This window comes from Halorubrum salinarum (assembly GCF_013267195.1).
GTDB lineage: Archaea > Halobacteriota > Halobacteria > Halobacteriales > Haloferacaceae > Halorubrum > Halorubrum salinarum.
The window spans coordinates 2,006,948-2,027,117 of sequence record NZ_CP053941.1 but is presented as its reverse complement, the minus strand read 5'-3'; the positions used below and the strand labels follow the sequence as shown (position 1 = coordinate 2,027,117).

Here is a 20,170-nt window from a genome sequence, read left to right as displayed (position 1 = left end):
GGCCGCGAAATTCGCCCGAACAGGTTCGGGCGGCGCTCGGTCACCGGACCGGAACCGTCCACGGCGGGCGGCGCGGTCGCTGGCGGAGCGGCGAGAGATGCGAGGACCGCGAGCGGCGCGGTCCCGCGTGAGAACGGCCTGTCACCACAGGAGAGAGCCGATCAGATGACGCGGTTCTGCAGGTAGTCGAGGTGTTTCGCGTTGTAGACGATCTTGACCTCGTCGGTGGCCGGGCTACCGATACAGGTGAGGCGGACGTTCTTCTCCTCGACCTCCTCGTCGGAGAGGATCTGCTGCATGTCCATCTCGATGTCGCCCTCCTTGACGATGGACGCGCAGTTCGCACAGGCGCCGGCGCGGCACGAGAAGGGCCAGTCGTAGCCCTGCGCCTCGGCCGATTCGAGGATGTATTCGCCCTGGTTCACTTCGAGGGTGCCGTAGTCCTCCTCGTCGAGGCCCGCGTCGGCGGCCTCCTCGAAGAGGTTGTCGTCGTCCATCGACCAGCCGTGGTCGTCGAGCACTTCGTAGTTGAGGTATTCTACTGTGGGCATCACCTGCCGGTTTGGTGCCCACCTCATTAGGCTTTGCTGTTCCCCAGCCGACCGCCCCGACGCCGGGCGCCGTCGACCGAACAAATTCGGTCCGGTCCGGCGAGTCTCGCCCCTCCGATCCCCCGATCCGACCCGCTCGATCGGCGGCCCGCGGCGCTCGGGTGACAGATCGTTATCACGACTGATACGGGGTGAGTAACAATAAATAGCGTACGGCGCTCAGGAAACACCGATGGAGGAGTCCGTCGTCGCCGACTTCGTCGGCCGCGTCCACGCGGCGAGTTTCGGGACCGACGAACCGGTGACGGGTCGCGTCCTGTTGAGCCAGCGGCGAATGGTCCTCGCGACGGACGACGGGAAGGAGACGATCCCGCTCTCGCGGGTGTTCGACGTCGTCGTCGGGAGCGTCCCGGGCGACCTGCGCTCGTTCTTCAACGACAGCGTCACCGTCGCGTACGACCGCGACGGGTCGCGGCGCTCGGCGCTCGTGGAGGGCGAGGCCGAGGACATGGACCGGTTCGTCCGGCTCCTGTTCAAGGTGTTGTTGCGGAACGTCACCGTCACCGTGCGGCACCCCGCGAAGGTCGGCGGGCGCGTCACCGACGCGGGCGACCACCGCGCCTCGGTGTCAGTGTCGCCCGGCGAGATACGGTTCGGGGACTGCCCCGAGCCGTTCGTCGTCGACCTCTCCGCCGTGATCGACTACGAGCGGACCGACCGCACCCTCGGCGGCACGAAGCGCCCGGCGCTCGTCTTCCGCCACGTCACCGACGGACAGACGGTCACGTCTATCGCGACCGTCCCGAATGAGCGGGCGCTCAACATCCTCGGCCGGTACATCAAGATCGAGTACGACGAGGCCATGAAGGACCTCGACTCGTTCGACCCGACCGAAGAGCAGCTGGAGATCCTCGTGTCGATCTACTCCGCCGGCGGCGAGGCGAACATCGCCGACGTGGTCACGGGCGACGTCACCCAGACCTCGATGATCCTCGACACGCTCCGGGAGGCCGACCTCGTCGCCGACGGCGAGAGCGGGGCCGCGCTCACCCGGAAGGGGCAGATGATCGTGAGCACCTACCTCGAATCGGTGAACGCCTGACGCGCGTCTCCGGCGCGTCGGCCGCCGAACGCGCCGCCCCCGCGGGGGGAAGTTTCATGCTTGTGTAACCGTAGGTACCTCTCATGCGAGACAACGACCACCGCGGCGGCGAGACGCCGCTCGACGCCGTGGTCCGCGAACGCGGAATCGACGCCCCCGACGCGGCCGGGGAGCGCGGCCCGCCCGGGGACGAGGCGCCCGCGGGCGACGCCGCCGGATCGGGCCCCCGGGTCGCCCGCGTGCCGGCGGACCACGACCACGACACGTTCTCCGTCGAGGGGATCGACACCGACCGGCGCGAGGGGCTGGTGGAGGCGGTCCTCCGCGACGTCGACGGCGTCAGCGCCGCCTCGGCGACCCGGCGCAACGGGACGGTCGGCGTCCACCACGACCCGTCGGTGTCGCGCGAGGCGCTCCGCGAGGTGTTGGCGGAGTGCGGGCTCGTCGTCGCGCCCGGCGACGAGGCGTTCGAGGCGCGGCGGGCCGCGCAGTTCGCGTCGGCCCGCGTCGCGGTCGCGGTCCTCTTCGGGCTGATGGTCGCGACGCCGTACATCGCGGTGCTGTACCCGACCCGGGTGGAGTGGCTGTTCTACGACCCCGTGACGGTCCAGTACCTCCAGTCGATCCTCGACTCCTCGATGACGACTCACTTCTTCGTGAACCTCGGCGCGCTGTCCGGGCTCGCGTTCCTCGTCGCCTGCGCGCCCGCGATCCGCCGCGCGGTCGCCGCGGCGCGCGACGGGCGGTTCACCAACGAGGCCGCGTTCGTCGGGGGCGTCGCCGCCCTCTACGGGTACAGCACGCTGGTCGCGTTCGCCGGCGTCGAGGGCGCGGTCCACTACGACCTCGTCGCGTACGCGGTCGTCGTCGCCACGCTCTGGACGGAGTTCGGCGTCACCGACGCCGCGACCGACCCCGCGTCGAGCGACGACGCGGCGGCGGAGGCGCCGGCCGACGTCGACGCCGACGAGCCGGTCGCGATGACCGACGGCGGTCGCTGACGCGGTTCGCGCCCGCGGCGTTTCCCTCGCGGTAGGTTCTCGCCCTCGCGTTGTCCGACGGTTACCCGTTTCTCGCGCACGCTCGGGAGCGTCCCGCCCGTGCGAGCGAGCGGACGTGACGGACGGCCGTTCGACGAGCGGAGGCAATCACTGTCGACGGGTCAAGGGCAGCGTCGCGGCGGGCGCTTGAACGGGAACGAAAGAGAATAGTCGCGGCGGCCGGGGGCCGCCCGCGGCCTCACAGCAGTTCGAGGTAGATGAGCAGCCACCAGACGTAGCCGCCGGTGAGCGCGAGCGCGGTGAGCAGTTCGAGCGCGCCGACGTACTTCGAGCCGTGCGTCCGGCGGAACGCCTGGACCTTCTCCACCTGGTTCCACACCGGCAGCAGCGGCTCCGGAATGATCTCGTCGAGCCCGCCGGCCTGCTGTGCCGACTGCTCGGCGACCGCCTCGGGGGAGTCGTCGTCGCTCATTGGCTCGCCCCCCTGCCGAACGGCAGCGTGAGACCGCGGATCATCACCTTCTCCGCGACGAACACGGCCGCGAAGACCGCGATGCCGGCGATCTTCGCGGCGTTGCTCGGGTACACCATGATCAGCACGCCGAGCGTCGCGAGCAGGGCTCGCGCGCCGAGCTTCCGACCGGGGCGCATTTTGAACGGGTAGTTCAGCCCGTAGATGATCGTCACCGCGCCGAGCAGGACGAGCAGCCCGACGTACAGCGTGTTCAGCCCCACGTCCATCGAGATCAGGCCGGGGTTGTAGACGAACGCGACCGGCAGGATAAAAAGCGGCGCGGCGATCCGGATCGCCGCCCCGCAGGTCCGCCAGAAGTTCGCCTCCGCGATCCCCGCGGCTATCACCGCCGCGGTGGCCACCGGCGGCGTGATCCCCGCGAGGATCGCCGCGTAGAACATCGTGTAGTGGGCGGTGATCGCCGGGACGTTGAAGTCGGAGACGAAGGTCGGGACGATGAGGATGGCCACGATGACGTAGGCGGCCACGGTCGGCATGCCGACTCCCATCAGGATGGCGACCCCCATCCCGAGCAGCACCGCGAACAGCAGCACGCCGCCCGAGATGTTGATGAGCAGCAGCGCGATCTTCGCCGGGATCCCCGTGGTGCTGAAGAGGTTCACGACACCGCTGATGACGACGAGGATGATCGCGATGGGCGCCAGGATGATCGCGCCACGGCGGATCCCGTGAACGGTGTTTTTCACCTGCGTGACGAGTTCGCTGACCGGGCTGACGCCCGAGCTGTCGACGACCCGCTGGAGCGGCGGCATGAGCGTCCCCGTGATCATCATCGCGACCACCGTGTACAGCGCGGAGGTCATCACGGTGTACTGCGCGATGCCGAGCAGGTAGATGAGGATCCCGAACGGGACGCCGAACCGGATGGCCTCGAACACCTTCTTCTCGGTCGAGAGCGTCTCGTCGAAGAACTCGGAGAACTCCATGTCCTGGCTGCTGGAGTCCGAGATGGCGAGGTAGTGGACCGCGATGGAGATGGAGACGACCAGGATGGCGGCCGGGACGAGGCCGGCGACGACGATGTCGAGGTACGGCACCCCGAGGTACGACGCCATCACGAACGCGGACGCCCCCATCACCGGCGGCAGCACCTGCCCGGAGGTGGACGCGACCGCCTCGATGCCCGCCGCGCGGTGGCCCTTCATCCCGGCCTCCTGCATCGTCGGGATGGTGAACGACCCCGTCATCGCGGCGTTGGCGGTGTACGACCCGTTGATCGAGCCGATGACCGCCGAGGAGAGCACCGCGGTCTGGGCGATGCCCGACTCGATGTACTTCGCGGCGACGATGGCGACGCGCAGGATCAGGTCGAACGCGCCGTACGCGAACAGCAGCCCGGCGTACAGCAGGAACGGCGCGATCCACGAGGCCGTGATCTGCGTCAGGCTCCCGTAGAACCCGTACAGGTCCGTGACCGTCGCCTGGAGCAGCGTCGCCTGGTTCATCCCCGCGTGGCCCAACACGCCGGGGACGAGGTTCCCGAACATCGCGTACCCGAACACGGCGAAGACGAGCCCGAGGAACACGTTGCCGAACTCGCGCCACGTGAGGTACATCAGCGAGAGGATCACGAGCCGCGCGAGCATGTACTCGTGTTCGAGCGCGTACCCCTGCCGCTGGAGGTACACGTCCTGGAAGTTGATCGCGAAGAACGCCGACGCGGTCATCAGCGCGAGCGACGCGGGGATCAGCACGGCGCCGTCGATCCAGTCGCCGTCCGAGATGGCGAGCCGCGTCTCGTTGAGCGCGTACACGGTCAGGATGCCGCCGACGAACGCGGTCGCGAACCGCACCTGCGAGATCGCCTGTGTCTGCGCCCAGTAGAGGACGCCGGCCCAGAACAGCAGCGCCGCCCCCGTGACGGTGACGTCGAGTCCCCGAAGGAGTCCGGACTCGGAGTCCGTCGAGGCCGTTTCCGTACTCATTGGCGCGGCTGTACCGCAGAGCGGCTGGTCGGTCGCCCGGACGTGAGTGATAGTGTCATAGTTGGTGTCTGAGTTGTCGGTTACGTATTCGATGATTTTAAATTACTGATCGGTACACCGCGGCGAACGGAGAGGAAAGCCCGGTTACCGACCGATTAGGGGCTTTCGCCTTCGGTCAGGCTGTCGTCCCAGGCGTCGTTGTCCCGGTAGTACTGGACGGCGCCGCGGTGGACCGGGATGTTCTCGCGGGCGGAGCCGAGCATGTCGGAGGTCGACTCGAAGTCGTTGAACTGCGCCTCGCCCTCGTTGACGGTGTCGTTGTGCTCGTCGACGACGCGGCACAGCTCGTAGACGGCGTCCGGGTTCGCCTCGGGGTTGAACGTGTAGTTCACCTCGAGGTTCCAGTGGAACACCTCGTCTGTGCCGATGTCGGTGCCCGCGATGGACCAGTCGTCGTAGCTCGTGGTGCCGGTGCCGGCCCCGTCGTACGACTCGGCGGACTCGATGAGCGCGTCGGTCGGTTCGACGTAGTGGATGTCGACGCGGGAGGCGATCTCCTGGACGAAGCCGGTGTACCGCACGCCGGGCGTCCCGTACGCGATGCTGGCGTCGATGGTCCCCTCCTCCATCGCGCCGGGCGCGGAGTCGACGCCCATGTTCTGGATGTTCATCTGATCGAAGACGTCCGCCGTCGGGTCCTGCGACCAGACGTCGAGCGTCGTCGCGCGCGTCGAGTACCCCGGCTCGGCCGGGTAGACGTTCGCGCCGGCCAGGTCGTCGAACGTCTCGATCCCCGTGCCGTCGCGGGCGATGACGTAGATGCTGTACGGGAACGCGTAGAAGCCGTACTGCGGGATGCGCTCGACGGGCTGTTCCGCGAACGCGCCCGTCTCGCTGAGCGCCTTCGACAGCGAGTTGTTGTCGGTGATGCCGGCGTTGAACTGGTCGTTCGCCATCCGGCGGATCGTCCCGATGTATCCCGGGCTCTCGATGGTCGAGTAGCTCAGCGTGTCGCTCTCCTGGCTCACCGCGCGCTCGACCGCCAGGCCGACGTCCTGCGTCCCGCCGGCCGACGTGCCGACGCGCAGCGAGAGGTCCTGGCTGCCGCCGTCGCCGCCGTCTCCGCCGTCCATGCCGTCGCCGCCGTCGGAGCCGTCTCCCCCGTCGCCGCCGTCCCCGCCGCCGGAACAGCCGGCGAGTCCGGTGATGCCTACCGCGCCGGTACCGTACAGGAACTTACGCCGATCGATTGAGTTCTCGGACATACTCAACAGAGTACTCCCAGTCGATCATTAACAATGTGTCTGTTTATTTCAGTTCAAACCGAAGAAATATTCATTATAGTGGTCGTCAGCAAACACGTCGCCGGAACGGGTTACCCGTCGAGGGAGGCGGTATCGGATCCGATTACCGGTCGGGATCCCGGTACCGGCGCCGGTTACTCGTCGAGGATGACCGTCACCGGTCGGTCGGCCGCGAGCAGCACCGACTGCGTCGTGCTCCCGAACAGCATCTTGCCGGTCGGGCTCCGCCGCCGCCCGCTCATCGTGATGTTGTCGACGTCAAGCTCCTCGGCGACCTCGATGATCGTCTCCGCGGGGTCGCCGTGTTCGCGCCGCTTCGACGTCGCCACCCCGGCCTCCTCCAAGCGCGCCTCGACGGCCGCGACGGCCTCGGGGAAGTTCTCCTCGTTCCACACGTCCTCGGAGTCGACGCGGCCGCCCTCGCCGCTGACCTCGAACCCCTCGTAGACGTTGAGCAGCACCGCCTCGACCTCCTCGGCGGCGTTCGGGAGCGACGCGACCGCGTCCGCGGCGGCCGGCGCGTGTTCGGACTCTCCGCCGACCGGCAGCAGTACCCGGTACATACCCGCCACTACCCGAAAGCAGGTAATAAAAGTAGCTGCCGGCTCGCCGGCCTACCGCGTCACCGGCGCGGTGACGGACCCGATCGACTCGACGACCGCCCGCACCTCGTCGCCGGGATAGATGGGCGCCGCGCCGGGCGTCCCGGTGCTGAACAGGTCGCCGGGCTCCAGCGTCATCACGTCGGAGTGGAACGAGACGATCTCCGCCGGCGGGAACAGCATGTTCCGGATCTCGTTTTCGGCCCGCACCTCCCCGTTGACCTCCGTCCGCACGGAGAGCCCCTCCAGGTCGACGGGGGCCTCCGGCACCGCGAGCGCGGCGCCGGGGACGAGGAACGTGTCGTAGCTCTTCGCCCGCGTGAGGAACCGCGGGTTCCGCTGGAGCACGTCCTCGGCGGTCATGTCGATCACGGGGAGGAAGCCGGCGACCACGTCGTCGACGTCGCCCTCGGCGACGTTCCGACACGTCCGCCCCATCACGACCGCCAGCTCGGCCTCGGCTGTCACTCGCTCGCTCTGCGACTCCGGAGGCAGCCGGATCGGGCCGCCGGGCCCCGTCAGGACCGACCGCGGCTTCATGAAGCTCGCCGGCTCGTCGGGGCGCTGCTCGTCGAGGTCGCCGGCGTGCTCCTCGTAGTTCAGGCCGATCCCCCAGAGCTTCCCGAACGCCTCCAGGGGCGCGCCGAACGACACGTCCGCTGCCGGGACGGGGGCCGCCGGCGCGTCGGCCGGGTCTCCAAGGCCACCGGCGGCCGCCCGCGGGAGCGCCGCTCGGACGCTGCCCAGGTCGGGCTCGACGGCGCCGAGCGGAACGTACCCCTCGTCGTCGCCGAGGAGCGGCTCGCCGGTCGCCGTGCGCGCGAGGTACTTCATCGACCGATCACTCCTCCCGGTCCGTCCAGAAATCGAACGAGCGCCCGGGCGCGAACACGTCGAGGCCGACCGCGCGCTCGTCACCGGTGTTCTCGACCCTGTGGGGCTCGTTGGCCTCCAGCAGGACGGAGTCGTTCTTCTGAAGCGTGACCTCGTCGTCCTCGGAGACGACGGTGAGCTCGCCCTTCAGGCAGAGGCAGACCTGCTCGTTCTCGTGGTCGTGCATCGGGGAGCTGTGGCCCGGCGGCTTCTCGAACCACTCGAAGGAGAACCGGTTGCTGCCCGCCATCGAGACGCGGCGCCAGCCCTCGTCGGGCTCGTACGTCTCCGCCTCGTCGAACGCCACCGGCTTCATAGGTTCGCTCCGGTGGAGCCGCCGTCGATCGGGAGGGCGGTGCCGTTGACGTACCCGGACTTCGGCGACGAGAGGAACGCGACCGTGTTGCCGAGCTCCATCGGGTCGCCGATGCGTTCGAGCGGGTTCTGCGCCCAGTCGTCGAGCCCCTCCTCGTAGGAGTCGTAGTCGCCGCGCTCGACGGCGGCCTCGACGAGGTCCCGGATCCGGCTCGTCTCGTGGGGGCCCGGGAGGACGGCGTTCGCGCGTACCTCCGGGGCGAACTCCTTCGAGAGGGTCTTCTCCAAGCCGATGACGCTCATCCGCACGGAGTTCGACAGCACGAGGCTGTCGATGGCCTCCTTGACGCTGCGGGAGGTGACGTTGACGATGGTGCCGCCGTCGCCCTCCTTGAGGTACGGGTACGACTCCCGCGCCAGTCGGACGACGCTCATCACGAGCAGGTCGTAGGCGTGCTGCCAGTCCTCGTCGTCCGTGTCGAGGAACGCGCCGGAGGGCGGGCCACCGGCGCTCGTCACGAGGTGGTCGATCGTGCCGAACTCATCGACGGTCGCCTCCACGAGCGCCGCGACCTCGTCCGCGTCGGTCAGGTCAGCCGAGTGGGCGACGACCTCGCCGGCCGCAACGGCCTCGACCTCGTCTTTCGCGTCCGCCAGCCGCTCCTCGTCGCGGCCGTTGATGACGACGTCGACGCCCTCGCGGGCGAGCACCTTCGCCGATGCCTTGCCGAGCCCGCTGGACGATGCGGTGACGAGCGCCGCGTTCCCGTCGATCTGTAGGTCCATGTCTCACCCATCCCGAGTGCGGCGTGAAAACGTTTGCCTACAGGCAACCGGGCGGTCTCAGGCGACGACGCGGCGGGTTCGACCGGGCGAGACGAGGGGATTCGATCGACCGACGCGACCGCTACGCGTCCGCGTCGCCGTCGGCCGCCGGCTCGAACGCCGCCGTCCCCGCGTCGAACGCTACGGTTTCGCGGTCGGTCACGACCGCGGCCTCGGGGAGATCATCGACTACGGCGTCGGAGACCCGGAACTCGCCGAGCTCCTGCGTGTTCCGGATCCACACGATCCGGGCGGTCTCGGGGTCGTACGCCCCCAGCGCGGCCGCCGCGGTCCGGAGCGCGAACTCGTCGTCCGGCGCGACCACGGGGAGCTTCGACTTCGCGAGCGAGCCGCTCGTGAGCGCGTTCGCGTACGTCTTCTTCAGGTCCAGCTGGTCGACCGCGGCCCGCCGGGTGAGGTCCGCCAGCCCGATCCCGTTGCCGTTCCCCTTCGTCGCCTCGGTCAGGCCCCGGACGTAGATGAGGTCGATGTCGGGCGTCTCCGGGTCGGGCGCGTTGAGGACGCGGTAGCGACCGATGACGTTCGTGTCCATGCCGGCGCCCGAGATCTCCTTCCCGATCTCGTCGACGATCAGCAGGTCGACGTCGTCGACCGGCAGCGTCGGCATCTCCTCGTAGGCGCGCTCTAACAGCGCCGGCTCGCGGTCGAGGAACGAGCCCGCCGGGACGCCCTCGACGTGACCGATCTCCTCCTCGAAGTTCTCGACGAGCGCGACGCCGCCGACGATCGGGGTCTCCTCCTCGATGACGTCGAGCGCCGCCGTCAGCGTCTCGACGTAGCCCTCGGCGATCGCCGTCGAGTGGAACGCCTTCGCGCCGCGCTGCTTGCCGAGCCCGACGACGGTCATCTTCGCGAGCCCGCTCTCGATCGGCCCGGTGAAGTTGGTGTGGGCCTTCACGCGGTTCACGACGAGCACCGCGTCCGCTTCGAGCGCCGTCTCGGCGAAGTACACCGGCGTCTCGGCGTCGCCGACGGACGCCGTCGCCAGCTCCGCCGCCGCCATGCGCGCGTCGATCGGCGCGCCGACGCTCTCCTCGGTGATCCCGAGCGCCGCCAGCACCTCGCGCTGCCCCTCGGGCGTCGCGCCGCCGTGGCTGCCCATCGCGGGCACGACGACCGGGTCGAAGCCGCGCTCGTCGAGGCGGTCGACGATCCCAGCCGCGACCTCGTCGATGCGATCGATCCCGCGGCTGCCCACCCCGACCGCCACGGTCGCGCCCGCGGGGAGGCCGTCGAGGTCGAGCGCGTCGAGCGACTCCCGGGCCGCCCCGACGGGGTCGTCGAGGCGCTCCGTGCGCGGCTCGTACCGCACCCGCGCGAACTCCGGGAGCGGCTGCGGGTCGATGAGTCCGTCGACATCGGCTCGCTCGGGGAACTCCATACGGGGCCCCTCGCGGCGCCGATACAAAAGCTGCCGGTGGCCGGTCGGGGTCGGGGCGGCGGTGCCGTGAGCATTGCCGATACAGCGGTCTACTTGTACCCGTGTGACGCCGCACCACGCATGCAGATAACCGAAGTCGAGTCGTTTCCGATCAAGCTGCCGCTGGAGTCCCCCGTCTCCTTCTCCAACCGGACGCTCACCTACCGGGACCACGCGATCACGTACGTGCGGACGGACACCGGCCACGAGGGGGTCGGCTACTCGCTGGGGTACGAGGGGGCGGGGCTCATCGCCGACGCGGTCGAGTCGCTGCTGGAACCCCTGCTCGTCGGCGAGGACCCCCGCGACACCGAGCGCCTGTGGCACGAGATGTACGAGGGGAACGTCCAGATCGGGCGGAGCGGGCTCTTCCTGCGCGCCATCTCGACGGTCGACATCGCGCTCTGGGACGTGAAGGCGAAGGCCGCGGACATGCCCCTCCACAAGCTGCTCGGCGGGCACTCGGAGTCGGTCCCCTCGTACGCCAGCGGCGGCTACTACCGCGACGACAAGGGCCACGAGGCGCTCCGCGGCGAGATGCGGCGCTACCTCGACGAGGGGCACGACGCCGTGAAGATGAAGGTCGGCCGCCTGTCGGCCGCCGAGGAGGCCGAGCGCGTCGCCGCCGTGCGCGACGAGATCGGCGACGACCGCACCCTGCTGCTCGACGCCAACGGCGTCTGGGAGTCCAGCACCGAGGCGCTCCGCAACTGCCGGGCGTTCGCGCCGTACGACCCGTACTTCGTCGAGGAGCCGGTGATGATCGACCGCGTTGACACGATGGCCGAGGTGAACGACGGGCTCGACTACCCGGTCGCCACCGGCGAGTTGGAGGGGACGCGACACAGCTTCGCCCGGCTCGCCGACAGCGGCGCGGCGACGATCCTCCAGCCCGACGCCACCGTCTGCGGCGGGATCACGGAGTGGCTGAAGATCGCGAACCACGCCTCGGCGTACGACATTCAGATCGCGCCCCACTACAACTGGAACCTCCACGCCTCCCTGCTCGGCGCCGTCGAGAACGGCCTCTGGGTGGAGTACTTCTACCGCGACATGGACGTGAAGGCGTTCGACGACGTGGTCGCCGACCCCCTGAAACCCGGCGACGACGGGCGGATCGACCTGCCCGACCGCCCCGGCCACGGCGTCCCGCTCGACGAAGACGCGCTGGAGCGGTTCAGAGACGACTGACTGCGAGACACATCACCACACATGCGAGACTACTCAGACCAGATCGACACCCGCGACCCGGACCGAGACGTACAGATCACCGGCCTCGACGCCTGCGTCGTCGAGGGGAACTTCGAGTGGAACCTGATCAAGGTTGAGACCGACGCCGGGGTCACCGGCATCGGCGAGGCGTACCGCGGCGGCGGGATCCCAGAGCTCGTCGAGTACACGAACCGGTTCCTCGTCGGCGAGAACCCGCTCGACGTGGGGCGGCTCGTGCGGTACATCTTCCAGGAGATGTCGGGCCACGGCGGCACGACCGGGAAGGTCGTCACCGCGGCGTCGGGCATCGAGATCGCGCTCTTAGACGCCGCCGGGAAGATCCTCGGGCTCCCGGTCTACCAGCTGCTCGGCTCGAAGTACCGCGACGAGGTCCGGCTCTACTGCGACTGCCACGCCGGCGAGGCGTACGCGGTGGAGGACGGCGCGACCGCCTACGCCGACGCCGAGGCGTACTCGCCCGAGGCGTACGCCGCCGAGGCCGCGCGCGTCACCGACATGGGCTTCTCCGCGCTGAAGTTCGACCTCGACCTCCCCGCGGACAACGAGAACGACCCGTACAACGGGCGCCTGACGAACGCGGCGATCCGGGAGAAAAAGGAGATCGTCGCGGCCGTGCGCGACGAGATCGGGTACGACGTCGACCTCGCGTTCGACTGCCACTGGGACTACTCCGTCGAGAGCGCGAAGCGGCTCGCCCACGAGTTGGAGGCGTTCGACCTGATGTGGCTCGAAGACCTCGTCCCGCCCGAGAACATGGAGGCGCAAAAGGAGGTGACGAAGGCGACCCGGACGCCGGTCGCGACCGGCGAGAATCGCTTCCGCGTGTTCGAGCTGTCGGATCTGATCTACGACCACGGCGTCGACATCGTCACCCCCGACCCGACGACCGTCGGCGGGCTCACGGAGACGATGCGGATCGCCGACCGCGCGGAGGAGAACTACATGCCGCTGTCCCCGCACAACGTCTGTAGCCCGGTCGGGACGATGGCCTGCGTCCACCTCGGCGCCGCCACGCCGAACTTCGACCTGCTGGAGTACCACGCGCTGGAGGTCGACTGGTGGGACGACCTGCTGGCGCGCGACGAGCCGCTGATCGAGGACGGCCGCATCGAGGTCCCGGAGGCGCCCGGGCTCGGGATCGAAGTCGACGAGGCCGTCGTCGAGGAGCACCTGCTCGACGGGACGGACGGCTGGGACTGAGGCGCCGCGAGGGGTCGCCCGCCGACTGAGGTCCCGGGCGGTCGCCGGCCCGCTGCCGCGGCCTCTGCCCGGCGGCGATTTCGGCGTCGCGCCCGGCTCACCCGACGGCGAAATCGGCGGTTTTGGTCGCTGAGCGGACACAACTATACTTATTTATCCTTGGGATCGCAAGCGATCGTATGCTGGATTACTTCGACATGGAGTCGACGCTGTCAGAGGAGGAGCGGCTGCTCGTCGACTCCGCGCGGTCGTTCGTCGACGGGGAAGTCCCCGACATGGGAGACCACTGGATCGAGGGCACGTTCCCCACGGAACTCATCCCGAAGATGGGCGAGATGGGCTTTTACGCGCCGAACCTCGACGGGTACGGCCTGCCGGGCGTCAGCGAGACGGCGTACGGCCTGCTGATGCGCGAGCTGGAGGCGTGCGACTCCGGGCTCCGCTCGATGGCGAGCGTCCAGGGCGCCTTGGTGATGTACCCGATCCACGCCTTCGGCAGCGACGAGCAGAAGGAGGAGTGGCTCCCGCGGCTCGGCACCGGCGACGCGGTCGGCTGCTTCGGGCTCACGGAGCCGGAGCACGGGTCGAACCCCTCCGCGATGGAGACGATGGCCGAGCCGGACGGCGACGAGTACGTCCTGAACGGCTCGAAGACGTGGATCACGAACTCCCCGATCGCCGACGTCGCGGTCGTGTGGGCGAAGGACCACGGCGAGGAGGGAACGCCGGTCCGCGGCTTCCTCGTCGAGACCGACCGCGACGGCGTCACGACCAACAAGATCGACGAGAAGCTCAGCCTCCGGGCGTCGATCACGGGCGAGATCAGCCTCCAGAACGTCCGCGTCCCGGCCGAGAACCGCCTCCCCGGCGTCGAGGGCATGAAGGGCCCGCTGTCGTGTCTGACGCAGGCCCGCTACGGCATCGCGTGGGGCGCGGTCGGCGCCGCGCAGGACTGCTTCGAGGTCGCGCGCGAGTACGCCACCGACCGCGAGCAGTTCGGGAAGCCGATCGGCGGCTTCCAGATGCAACAGGAGAAGCTCGCGGAGATGGCGACCCAGATCACGCTCGCCCAGCTGCTCGCCCACCGGCTCGCTGACCTCAAAGAGGCCGGCGAGATGCGGCCGCAGCACGTCTCGATGGCCAAGCGCAACAACGTGCGGATGGCCCGCGACCAGTCGCGGATCGCCCGGGAGATGCTCGGCGGCAACGGGATCACCGCCGACTACTCGCCGATGCGCCACATGGCGAACATGGAGACGGTGTACACCTACGAGGGCACCCACGACATCCACACCCTGATCCTCGGTGAGGACCTCACCGGGATGCAGGCGTACCAGTAACTCGGCCCGCCCCCCGCCGTCCGACCTATCTTCGACGAATTCGACGAGCGAGCCGTCCGGACGGACCCCGTCGAGCGGGACCGTCGCCGACGGGAGAGCGTCGCGGTCGGTGGTACCTAGGTGAGCGGACCGGCATACCGACCCTCTTTTGCCCGCGGGTCCGACGACGAGGTGATGAGAACCAGTTTCAACGTCCCCGAGGGGCTGATCGAGGAGTTCGACCGGACGTGGCGGGACGAGGGGATCGAGAACCGGTCGCGGGCGGTCCGAGAGGCGATGCGGGAGTACGTCGAGTCGCACGCGCGGCTCGAAGACACGGCGGGCGAGGTCGTCGCGCTCCTCGGGTTCGACTACCGTCACCACGAGGTGATCCGGGAGCTCCACGGCGTCCAACACGAGTACCAGGACGTCATCCTCAACACGAGCCACACCCACCAGGGCGAGTGGTGTCTCGAATCGCTGTTCTGCCGCGGCGACGCCGCGCGCGTCCGCGAACTGACCTATCGGCTCCGCGACTTCGACGCAGTCCGCCGCGTGAAGGTGATGATGATCCGCGACGGCGACTGACCTCGGATTTCCCGGGCCGCCCGACGCGAAACCGGCCGGACCGTGGGGTTGATACCTGTCGGTTCGGCAACTAGACTCGATGCTCGGTCTCATCGCATTCGCCGTCGCGGCGGGCTGTCTCCTCGGGCTCTCGGCGCTGATGGTCGTCTCCCTGCTCGCGCCCGAGCGTCGGCTCTGGCCCGCGGGCGACGACGACCGGAAGCGCCGCCTCTACCTCGCGTTCAGCCGCCCGCTGTTGCCCGCGGTGTTCGCAACCGGCGTCCTCGACTGGAACGCCGGCCCGCTCGCGGCCCCGTGGCATCTCGGCGTCGGCGCCGTCGGCGTGCTGATCGCGTTCGCGGTTCTCAACAGGTCCGCCGTCGACCTCGGCGAGGCCGCGACCGAGGGGCGCGAGGACGAACTGCGGACCGAGGGCCTCTACCGGTACACCCGGAACCCGCAGAACGTCGGCTACGTCCTCCTGTTCGCGGCGTACGCCGTCTTGGCGAACTCGCCGCTCGTCGGCGCGCTCGCCGTCGCCACCGCCGCCTTCTCCGTCTTCCAAGTGCTCGCCGAGGAGACCTGGCTCCGCGACGTCTACGGGGACGCCTACGACGAGTACTGCGAGCGCGTCCCCCGATTCGTCGGCGTCAGGACGCTTACGCGCGTACTCGACGACGACTGAATTTCGGGAACGCTCCGACGCGGCGACGATGCGCTCACCGATTCTCCCGCTGCTCGACCTTGTTCAACTCGATCAGCAGTCGGAAGATGGCCTTCACGAGGTTGGCGTCCACGTCGAAGCGCTCGGCGTTCTCGCCGGCGCGCTCCATCACGCGCTCTTCCTGCCCCTCGTCGGTGGTGGGGAGGTCGCGCTCCTCCTTCACGGCCGCGACCGTGTCCGCGACGTACGTCCGGCGGGCGATCAGCTCGACTATCTCGCGGTCGATGTCCTCGATCTCGCGTCGCAGTTCGTCGAGGCTTCGGTCCTCGGAGTTCGGTGTGTCGCTCATTGGTAGGTAGTGGGGTCTGTCGGTGGTGGTCTCGGGCGCTCACTCGACGGCCGCGCCGTCGTTTCTGGTCGCAGTTCGTCGCAGGGTTCCGGGGCGCTCGGCCCAGGCGTCGGCGACCGCGTCGAGGTCGGTCTCGGGGTCGGCGGGGTCCGCGACGGCGACGACGCTCGGGCCGGTCCCCGACAGCGACACCGCCGTGGCGTGCGGCATCGCCTCGACCGCGGGGTCGGCGTCGAAGCCGAGCGCGGCCGAGAACGCCAGCCCGTTCACCGTCATCGCCTCGCCGTACCGGCCGTCGAGCGCGAGGTCGGCGACGAGGTCGGCCATCGGCGCGACGGCCTCGCAGCGCGCCACATCGGCGTCGGCCGAGTAGGCCCGCTCGGGCGGGGTCCAGACGAGGGCGTCCCAGTCGACCGCCTCGCGGCGGCGCAGCTCGTCGGCGCCGTTGTCGGTGACGGTGACGCCGCCGAGCATCGACGCGGTCGCGTCGTCGAACGCGCCCGTGACCGTGACGCCGGCCTCGCGGGCCGCGCGCACGCCGAGCCGGCAGGCCGCGAGGCGGGTGACCTCGACCGCGGGGTCGTCCGGGTCGTCGCCGACCGCGAGCCCGAGCGCGTCGCAGGTCGCGAGGACGGCCGCGTTGGCGGCCGCGCTGGAGCTCTTCAGGCCCGCCGCCAGCGGCACGTCGCTGTCGGTCCGGACGCGGCCGCCCTCGCCGTCGCCCCAGCGGTCGGTCGCGAGCGCGACGCAGCGCTCGATCAGGTCGGTGTCGGCGGCGGCGTCCTCGGCTATCTCGCCCTCGACGCCGTCGGCCGCGGGGTCCAGCTCGACCGTCGCGCGCGTCTCGACGTCGAGGCCGAACGCCGCGCCCGTGCCGGTCGCGAGCGCGTTCAACACGGTCCCGGCGCCGAGCGCCGCCGCCTGTCCCTCCATGGGTTCACGGCTCGCGACCGCGGACAAAGAGGTAGCGATCACGGCGAGTCTCTCTGCCGGGGGCGGACCGGAAGCGCGGCCCCGATCGAGGTCGCGCCAGAGCGGCTCCGCGCGCCGCACCGCCGCGTCGACGGCGTACCGGTCGCGCTCGGGACGGACCGGCGTCCCGTCGCTCTCGAAGCGGATCGTCACGTCGAACGAGCGCGAGCGGCCCTCCCCAAACCGGTCGTCCGGGGAGAAGCGGCGCGTGACGTAGCCGAAGCCGACCGCCTCGCGCTCGTCCGTGCCCGGTCTGACGGCGTACGCGTCGGCGCGGAACTCGACAGTCCCGTACTCGAACCGGCCGGCGTTCCGGACGGTCAGGCGGGCCCGAACTCTGGTCCACCCGCCGCCTTCCGTCACGTCGCGGACCGTCACGTCGGTGACGACGAGCCCGGAGCCGTCGGGACCGACCTCGTCCGGGGTCGACTCGCCCTCGGACTCGTCCCCGTCGCTTCCGTCGCTATCGCCGCCGGACCCGCTCCCGCTGCCGTCGCCGTCGGCGTCGCTCCCGTTCGCACCGTCGCCCGTCTGCCGGGCGTCCGAGCCCTCCTCCTCCGACGTGACGAGGCAGCCGGCCAGGAGCCCGGCGGCGCCGACCGCGAGGACGCCTCGCCGCGACGCGCGTCGGATGGGTCTGTCCTGACGGTTGCCGTCGCCGTCACCGGGGCCGTGCCGACTTCGGTCGGCGGTCATCGCATCACCGTCCCGAGGACGCCGGTCGACGCGCCGACGGCGCCGGCGACGAACGCGGTCGCGAGCGTCGGGACGACGGCGTCGACGAGGCCGTGCGCCTGCGCGGCGGCGTCGCCCTGCGAGGCCACGATCACCGTGACCGCGATCAGCCCGTACGCCAGCGCGCCGAGGCCCGTCCCGAGCCCGCAGGTCGTCGCCGCGGAGCCGACGCCGCGGGCGCGCGAGCCGACGAGGACGCCGAGGACGCCGGCCAGCGGGACGGCGGAGACGAGGACGGTCGCGGTCGCGGCGAGGTACGACTGCGCGACGAACACCGGGCCGAACCGCGCCGTCTCGCCGGTCGCGGCGGTCGCGAGCGCCGCCTCCGCCCAGCCCGTCGCGGCCGCGCCGACGATGCCGACGCCGGCGCCGACTAGGGCGAACGCCGCGGCGACGAGACCGATCTGGTTCGCGTTCACGCGCCGGTCACCCACCCGTGCCGCAGGCGGCCGTGCCACCCGGTCCGCTCCTCCCACGCGTCGCCCGAGAAGCCGGTCGCGAGCAGGAACTCGCCCGCCCGGACGAGGTAGCCGTACTGGACGCCGGCGTGCTCGTCGAAGCCGTACCGCTCGCCCTCCGCCTCGCGGTGGTAGAAGCGGTGCCAGGCCGTCGGGCCGTCGTCGGTCCCGCCGTCGGCGTCGGTGGCGTTTCCGCCCTCGGACGCGTTCCCGCTGAAGTCGGACCCGGCGAGCGTCGCCTCGGGGTCGACCGGCGCGCGGCCCTCGGTCGCCCCCTCGTCGAGGGCCGTCGAGAGCCGCGCCTCGGCGGTCTCGGCGTCCGGGTATCGCTGGACGTGGACCGGGACGCCGTCGAGTTCGCGGGGCCAGCCCTCGAACGCCTCCCGCTGGCGGGTCCCCAGCGGCGGCCGCCGCGCGTACGCGACGAACAGCTCCTCGACGCGGTCCTCCGACTGCGGGATCGGGCCGAGCCGGGCGCGGAGCTCCCGCTGCCGCTCGGAGTCGAACGCGTCGCCGTAGATGCGCGGGATCCGGTCGCGGTCGACCCCGTCGCGGTCGTACGGGCGGTGCGCGAACGTCGAGAAGTCGCGGCTCGCGACGGCGAGCTCGACGAGCGTGCCGCCGGTGACGCGGCCGCGCTCGGGGTCCTCGGGCGGGAGCGGCGCCAGCAGTCGGCGGAACAGCCGGTTGTAGATCGGGTCCCGAGAGAACTCCTCCTCGACGTAGATGGAGGTCCCGACGCTCGCGAGGTCGCGGCGCATGCGGTCGAGCTCCTCCAGCGCGCGGTCGACGTCGTTTCGCGGCGCGAACTCCCGCAGGACGCCGACGTGTCGCTCGACGCGGGCGCGGATCCGCGGGCCGGGCGAGAAGTGCGGTTCGAGCGCCTCGGCCGCGCGGTCGGCGGCGGTCTCGCCCGCGGCCGCGACCGCGTCGACCTGTTCGCTCTCGATGGCCGCCTCCTCGTCGACGGTCGCGCGGACCGACCAGACCGTCGCGACCGCGTCGGCTATCGCGTCGCGGTAGGTCGCGACCGCCGCCGGGTACTCGGTCGCGAACCACACCGCGTCGTCGACGACCGCGCGCGTCGCCGCCGCCAGCGCGGCGTTGGCGTCCGGCGGGTCGCCGTCGGTCTGCTCGGGCGGGTCGTCGGGAGGGCCGTCTTCGGGCGGGTCGCCGTCGGGGTCGCCCTCGTCGCCCGGCGCGCCAGCGCCCGCGGCGGCGTCGGGGTACTCGACGCCCTCGACGCCGAGACACCCGGCGGTCCCGGCGAGGGCGGCGCCGACCCCGAGAAGCGCCCGTCGCGTCCGTTGCATGCCACGCACTCCCCGCGGCAGGAACTTAAATGTGGTACGCCGATTCTCGCGGCTGAGGCCGCCCCGCCGCGCGGCGTTCGGGGCGGCTCGTCGCCGGGCGCGCGTCGGCGCGAGGCCCGAGCGCGTCCCTTTTGAGGCCGGCACTCCGAGCGTCGCGTATGTCCGCGCCATCACGCAGCGACGTGCCGCCGACCTCGATCGGCGTCGACCTCCGCGAGGAGGGCGTCGTCGTCGAGTACCTCGACGGCCGGACGACCCTCTACCGGGGCGTCCCCGAGTCGGCCGAGGGGTCTGTGACCGCCGGCCCCGGCAAGGAGACCCACGTCCTCGTCACCGACCCCACGGAGACGGAGGGCGTGATGACGTACGTGAACGACTACAAGACCGACGACGAGATATTGGAGGAGTCCGGCGTCGGCCGCGTCATCGTCGAGGACGGCGAGCGCGACGAGGTGTTCCCCGGCGTGATCGTCGGCCGCGAGGGACAGCGCAACGAGGTCGTCGCCGACCCCGAGATCGCCGGCGGTCGCGTGTTCGTCTTCGTCGAGGACGGCTGGACCGAGGGGAGCTACGAGATCGTCGAGGGACCCGAGGACGGCCTCGACGCGCACCGGTGACGGGGGCGAGGGCGACGCCGTGAGCCTCGCGAAGCCCTGGCGCGACCTCGACCGCTCGACCGTCGGGAGCGCGCCGAGCCGCTACGCGCTGTACGAGCTCGGCGACGCCGACGGCGACACGGTCGGGTTCGGCACCGGCGTCCTCCGCGACGAGCTGAAGGAGGCGCTGGCGTACGGCGACGCCGCGAAGGTCCGGTGGGAGCTGGCCGACTCGCCCGACCACGCCGAGCGACTGCTCGCGGACCACACGGAGGGCTGACGGCCGCCGC

General features: G+C 70.6%; 22 protein-coding genes. 9 read left to right on the top strand and 13 right to left on the bottom strand.

Going from position 1 to position 20,170, the window contains the following annotated elements:
- Positions 1-161 precede the first annotated feature (161 nt).
- On the bottom strand, positions 162-551 hold the full coding sequence (fer, locus tag HPS36_RS10345) for a ferredoxin Fer (RefSeq protein ID WP_049931604.1): 390 nt from the start codon (positions 549-551) through the stop codon (positions 162-164).
- A 232-nt stretch (positions 552-783) separates the two neighbouring features.
- On the opposite strand from fer, the gene HPS36_RS10340 reads away from it, so the two are divergent.
- Both HPS36_RS10340 and HPS36_RS10335 read left to right on the top strand, forming a co-directional pair.
- On the top strand, positions 784-1,653 hold the full coding sequence (locus HPS36_RS10340) for a CheF family chemotaxis protein (protein ID WP_173230075.1): 870 nt from the start codon (positions 784-786) through the stop codon (positions 1,651-1,653).
- Between the two features lie 83 nt (positions 1,654-1,736).
- On the top strand, positions 1,737-2,654 hold the full coding sequence (locus HPS36_RS10335; RefSeq protein ID WP_173230074.1) for a heavy-metal-associated domain-containing protein: 918 nt from the start codon (positions 1,737-1,739) through the stop codon (positions 2,652-2,654).
- A 238-nt stretch (positions 2,655-2,892) separates the two neighbouring features.
- Here the strand turns inward: HPS36_RS10335 and HPS36_RS10330 are convergent, their stop codons facing one another.
- From HPS36_RS10330 to HPS36_RS10295, 8 genes are all read right to left on the bottom strand, one after another.
- A complete protein-coding gene (locus HPS36_RS10330; RefSeq protein ID WP_053770891.1) occupies positions 2,893-3,126 on the bottom strand; it encodes a hypothetical protein in 234 nt (77 codons plus the stop codon).
- The gene (locus HPS36_RS10325) at positions 3,123-5,114 is read right to left on the bottom strand and encodes a TRAP transporter permease (RefSeq protein WP_137717788.1); all 1,992 of its coding nucleotides are present in this window, start codon (positions 5,112-5,114) and stop codon (positions 3,123-3,125) included. Before HPS36_RS10325 ends, HPS36_RS10330 begins: the two co-directional genes overlap by 4 nt.
- A 155-nt stretch (positions 5,115-5,269) precedes the next feature.
- Complete coding sequence (locus tag HPS36_RS10320) at positions 5,270-6,379, bottom strand: TAXI family TRAP transporter solute-binding subunit (RefSeq protein WP_173230073.1); 1,110 nt, start codon at positions 6,377-6,379, stop codon at positions 5,270-5,272.
- 173 nt (positions 6,380-6,552) lie between these two features.
- On the bottom strand, positions 6,553-6,981 hold the full coding sequence (locus HPS36_RS10315) for a universal stress protein (RefSeq protein WP_121562692.1): 429 nt from the start codon (positions 6,979-6,981) through the stop codon (positions 6,553-6,555).
- 51 nt (positions 6,982-7,032) lie between these two features.
- On the bottom strand, positions 7,033-7,854 hold the full coding sequence (locus HPS36_RS10310; RefSeq protein ID WP_173230072.1) for a fumarylacetoacetate hydrolase family protein: 822 nt from the start codon (positions 7,852-7,854) through the stop codon (positions 7,033-7,035).
- Positions 7,855-7,861: 7 nt separating this feature from the next.
- A complete protein-coding gene (locus HPS36_RS10305) occupies positions 7,862-8,209 on the bottom strand; it encodes a cupin domain-containing protein (protein WP_173230071.1) in 348 nt (115 codons plus the stop codon).
- A complete protein-coding gene (locus HPS36_RS10300; RefSeq protein ID WP_173230070.1) occupies positions 8,206-8,994 on the bottom strand; it encodes an SDR family oxidoreductase in 789 nt (262 codons plus the stop codon). Before HPS36_RS10300 ends, HPS36_RS10305 begins: the two co-directional genes overlap by 4 nt.
- Before the next feature lie 121 nt (positions 8,995-9,115).
- Positions 9,116-10,435 carry a DUF362 domain-containing protein gene (locus HPS36_RS10295; RefSeq protein WP_173230069.1) on the bottom strand — a complete coding sequence of 440 codons (1,320 nt, stop codon included), beginning with the start codon at positions 10,433-10,435 and terminating at the stop codon, positions 9,116-9,118.
- A 120-nt stretch (positions 10,436-10,555) separates the two neighbouring features.
- Here HPS36_RS10295 and HPS36_RS10290 point away from each other — a divergent pair, with 120 nt between their 5' ends.
- The 5 genes from HPS36_RS10290 to HPS36_RS10270 all read left to right on the top strand — a co-directional run bounded on the left by HPS36_RS10290 (position 10,556) and on the right by HPS36_RS10270 (position 15,478).
- The gene (locus HPS36_RS10290; RefSeq protein WP_173230068.1) at positions 10,556-11,665 is read left to right on the top strand and encodes a mandelate racemase/muconate lactonizing enzyme family protein; all 1,110 of its coding nucleotides are present in this window, start codon (positions 10,556-10,558) and stop codon (positions 11,663-11,665) included.
- Between the two features lie 21 nt (positions 11,666-11,686).
- Positions 11,687-12,907, top strand: coding sequence for a mandelate racemase/muconate lactonizing enzyme family protein (locus HPS36_RS10285; protein ID WP_173230067.1), 1,221 nt, complete (start codon positions 11,687-11,689; stop codon positions 12,905-12,907).
- A gap of 179 nt (positions 12,908-13,086) precedes the next feature.
- On the top strand, positions 13,087-14,247 hold the full coding sequence (locus tag HPS36_RS10280; protein ID WP_173230066.1) for an acyl-CoA dehydrogenase family protein: 1,161 nt from the start codon (positions 13,087-13,089) through the stop codon (positions 14,245-14,247).
- A 174-nt stretch (positions 14,248-14,421) separates the two neighbouring features.
- Positions 14,422-14,814 (top strand): CopG family ribbon-helix-helix protein, encoded by a 393-nt coding sequence (locus HPS36_RS10275; RefSeq protein WP_053770881.1) that lies wholly within the window; start codon positions 14,422-14,424, stop codon positions 14,812-14,814.
- A gap of 79 nt (positions 14,815-14,893) precedes the next feature.
- On the top strand, positions 14,894-15,478 hold the full coding sequence (locus tag HPS36_RS10270) for a methyltransferase family protein (protein ID WP_173230065.1): 585 nt from the start codon (positions 14,894-14,896) through the stop codon (positions 15,476-15,478).
- A gap of 34 nt (positions 15,479-15,512) precedes the next feature.
- On the opposite strand, the gene HPS36_RS10265 is transcribed toward HPS36_RS10270, so the two are convergent.
- The 4 genes from HPS36_RS10265 to HPS36_RS10245 all read right to left on the bottom strand — a co-directional run bounded on the left by HPS36_RS10265 (position 15,513) and on the right by HPS36_RS10245 (position 19,284).
- Positions 15,513-15,806: a chorismate mutase gene (locus HPS36_RS10265; RefSeq protein WP_173230064.1), complete on the bottom strand. Its 294-nt coding sequence runs from the start codon at positions 15,804-15,806 to the stop codon at positions 15,513-15,515.
- Between the two features lie 39 nt (positions 15,807-15,845).
- Positions 15,846-16,739: a shikimate kinase gene (locus tag HPS36_RS10260; RefSeq protein ID WP_173230809.1), complete on the bottom strand. Its 894-nt coding sequence runs from the start codon at positions 16,737-16,739 to the stop codon at positions 15,846-15,848.
- Positions 16,740-17,470: 731 nt separating this feature from the next.
- Positions 17,471-17,932, bottom strand: a complete 462-nt coding sequence (locus HPS36_RS10250; RefSeq protein ID WP_173230063.1) for a hypothetical protein — start codon at positions 17,930-17,932, stop codon at positions 17,471-17,473.
- Positions 17,929-19,284, bottom strand: a complete 1,356-nt coding sequence (locus tag HPS36_RS10245) for a hypothetical protein (protein ID WP_173230062.1) — start codon at positions 19,282-19,284, stop codon at positions 17,929-17,931. Before HPS36_RS10245 ends, HPS36_RS10250 begins: the two co-directional genes overlap by 4 nt.
- A 158-nt stretch (positions 19,285-19,442) precedes the next feature.
- Between HPS36_RS10245 and HPS36_RS10240 the strand changes: the two genes are divergently transcribed.
- On the top strand, positions 19,443-19,901 hold the full coding sequence (locus tag HPS36_RS10240; protein WP_121562704.1) for a DUF5796 family protein: 459 nt from the start codon (positions 19,443-19,445) through the stop codon (positions 19,899-19,901).
- A 19-nt stretch (positions 19,902-19,920) separates the two neighbouring features.
- Entirely contained in the window at positions 19,921-20,160 is a 240-nt protein-coding gene (locus tag HPS36_RS10235) for a DUF7508 domain-containing protein (RefSeq protein ID WP_173230061.1), read from the top strand.
- Positions 20,161-20,170: the final 10 nt, after the last annotated feature.

Excerpts from the sequence above, each read along its gene's own strand:
- fer (WP_049931604.1), bottom strand. The coding sequence starts at position 551 with ATGCCCACAGTAGAATACCTCAACTACGAAGTGCTCGACGACCACGGC.
- HPS36_RS10340 (WP_173230075.1), top strand. The coding sequence starts at position 784 with ATGGAGGAGTCCGTCGTCGCCGACTTCGTCGGCCGCGTCCACGCGGCG.
- HPS36_RS10335 (WP_173230074.1), top strand. The coding sequence starts at position 1,737 with ATGCGAGACAACGACCACCGCGGCGGCGAGACGCCGCTCGACGCCGTG.
- HPS36_RS10330 (WP_053770891.1), bottom strand. The coding sequence starts at position 3,126 with ATGAGCGACGACGACTCCCCCGAGGCGGTCGCCGAGCAGTCGGCACAG.
- HPS36_RS10325 (WP_137717788.1), bottom strand. The coding sequence starts at position 5,114 with ATGAGTACGGAAACGGCCTCGACGGACTCCGAGTCCGGACTCCTTCGG.
- HPS36_RS10320 (WP_173230073.1), bottom strand. The coding sequence starts at position 6,379 with ATGTCCGAGAACTCAATCGATCGGCGTAAGTTCCTGTACGGTACCGGC.
- HPS36_RS10315 (WP_121562692.1), bottom strand. The coding sequence starts at position 6,981 with ATGTACCGGGTACTGCTGCCGGTCGGCGGAGAGTCCGAACACGCGCCG.
- HPS36_RS10310 (WP_173230072.1), bottom strand. The coding sequence starts at position 7,854 with ATGAAGTACCTCGCGCGCACGGCGACCGGCGAGCCGCTCCTCGGCGAC.
- HPS36_RS10305 (WP_173230071.1), bottom strand. The coding sequence starts at position 8,209 with ATGAAGCCGGTGGCGTTCGACGAGGCGGAGACGTACGAGCCCGACGAG.
- HPS36_RS10300 (WP_173230070.1), bottom strand. The coding sequence starts at position 8,994 with ATGGACCTACAGATCGACGGGAACGCGGCGCTCGTCACCGCATCGTCC.
- HPS36_RS10295 (WP_173230069.1), bottom strand. The coding sequence starts at position 10,435 with ATGGAGTTCCCCGAGCGAGCCGATGTCGACGGACTCATCGACCCGCAG.
- HPS36_RS10290 (WP_173230068.1), top strand. The coding sequence starts at position 10,556 with ATGCAGATAACCGAAGTCGAGTCGTTTCCGATCAAGCTGCCGCTGGAG.
- HPS36_RS10285 (WP_173230067.1), top strand. The coding sequence starts at position 11,687 with ATGCGAGACTACTCAGACCAGATCGACACCCGCGACCCGGACCGAGAC.
- HPS36_RS10280 (WP_173230066.1), top strand. The coding sequence starts at position 13,087 with ATGCTGGATTACTTCGACATGGAGTCGACGCTGTCAGAGGAGGAGCGG.
- HPS36_RS10275 (WP_053770881.1), top strand. The coding sequence starts at position 14,422 with ATGAGAACCAGTTTCAACGTCCCCGAGGGGCTGATCGAGGAGTTCGAC.
- HPS36_RS10270 (WP_173230065.1), top strand. The coding sequence starts at position 14,894 with ATGCTCGGTCTCATCGCATTCGCCGTCGCGGCGGGCTGTCTCCTCGGG.
- HPS36_RS10265 (WP_173230064.1), bottom strand. The coding sequence starts at position 15,806 with ATGAGCGACACACCGAACTCCGAGGACCGAAGCCTCGACGAACTGCGA.
- HPS36_RS10260 (WP_173230809.1), bottom strand. The coding sequence starts at position 16,739 with ATGGAGGGACAGGCGGCGGCGCTCGGCGCCGGGACCGTGTTGAACGCG.
- HPS36_RS10245 (WP_173230062.1), bottom strand. The coding sequence starts at position 19,284 with ATGCAACGGACGCGACGGGCGCTTCTCGGGGTCGGCGCCGCCCTCGCC.
- HPS36_RS10240 (WP_121562704.1), top strand. The coding sequence starts at position 19,443 with ATGTCCGCGCCATCACGCAGCGACGTGCCGCCGACCTCGATCGGCGTC.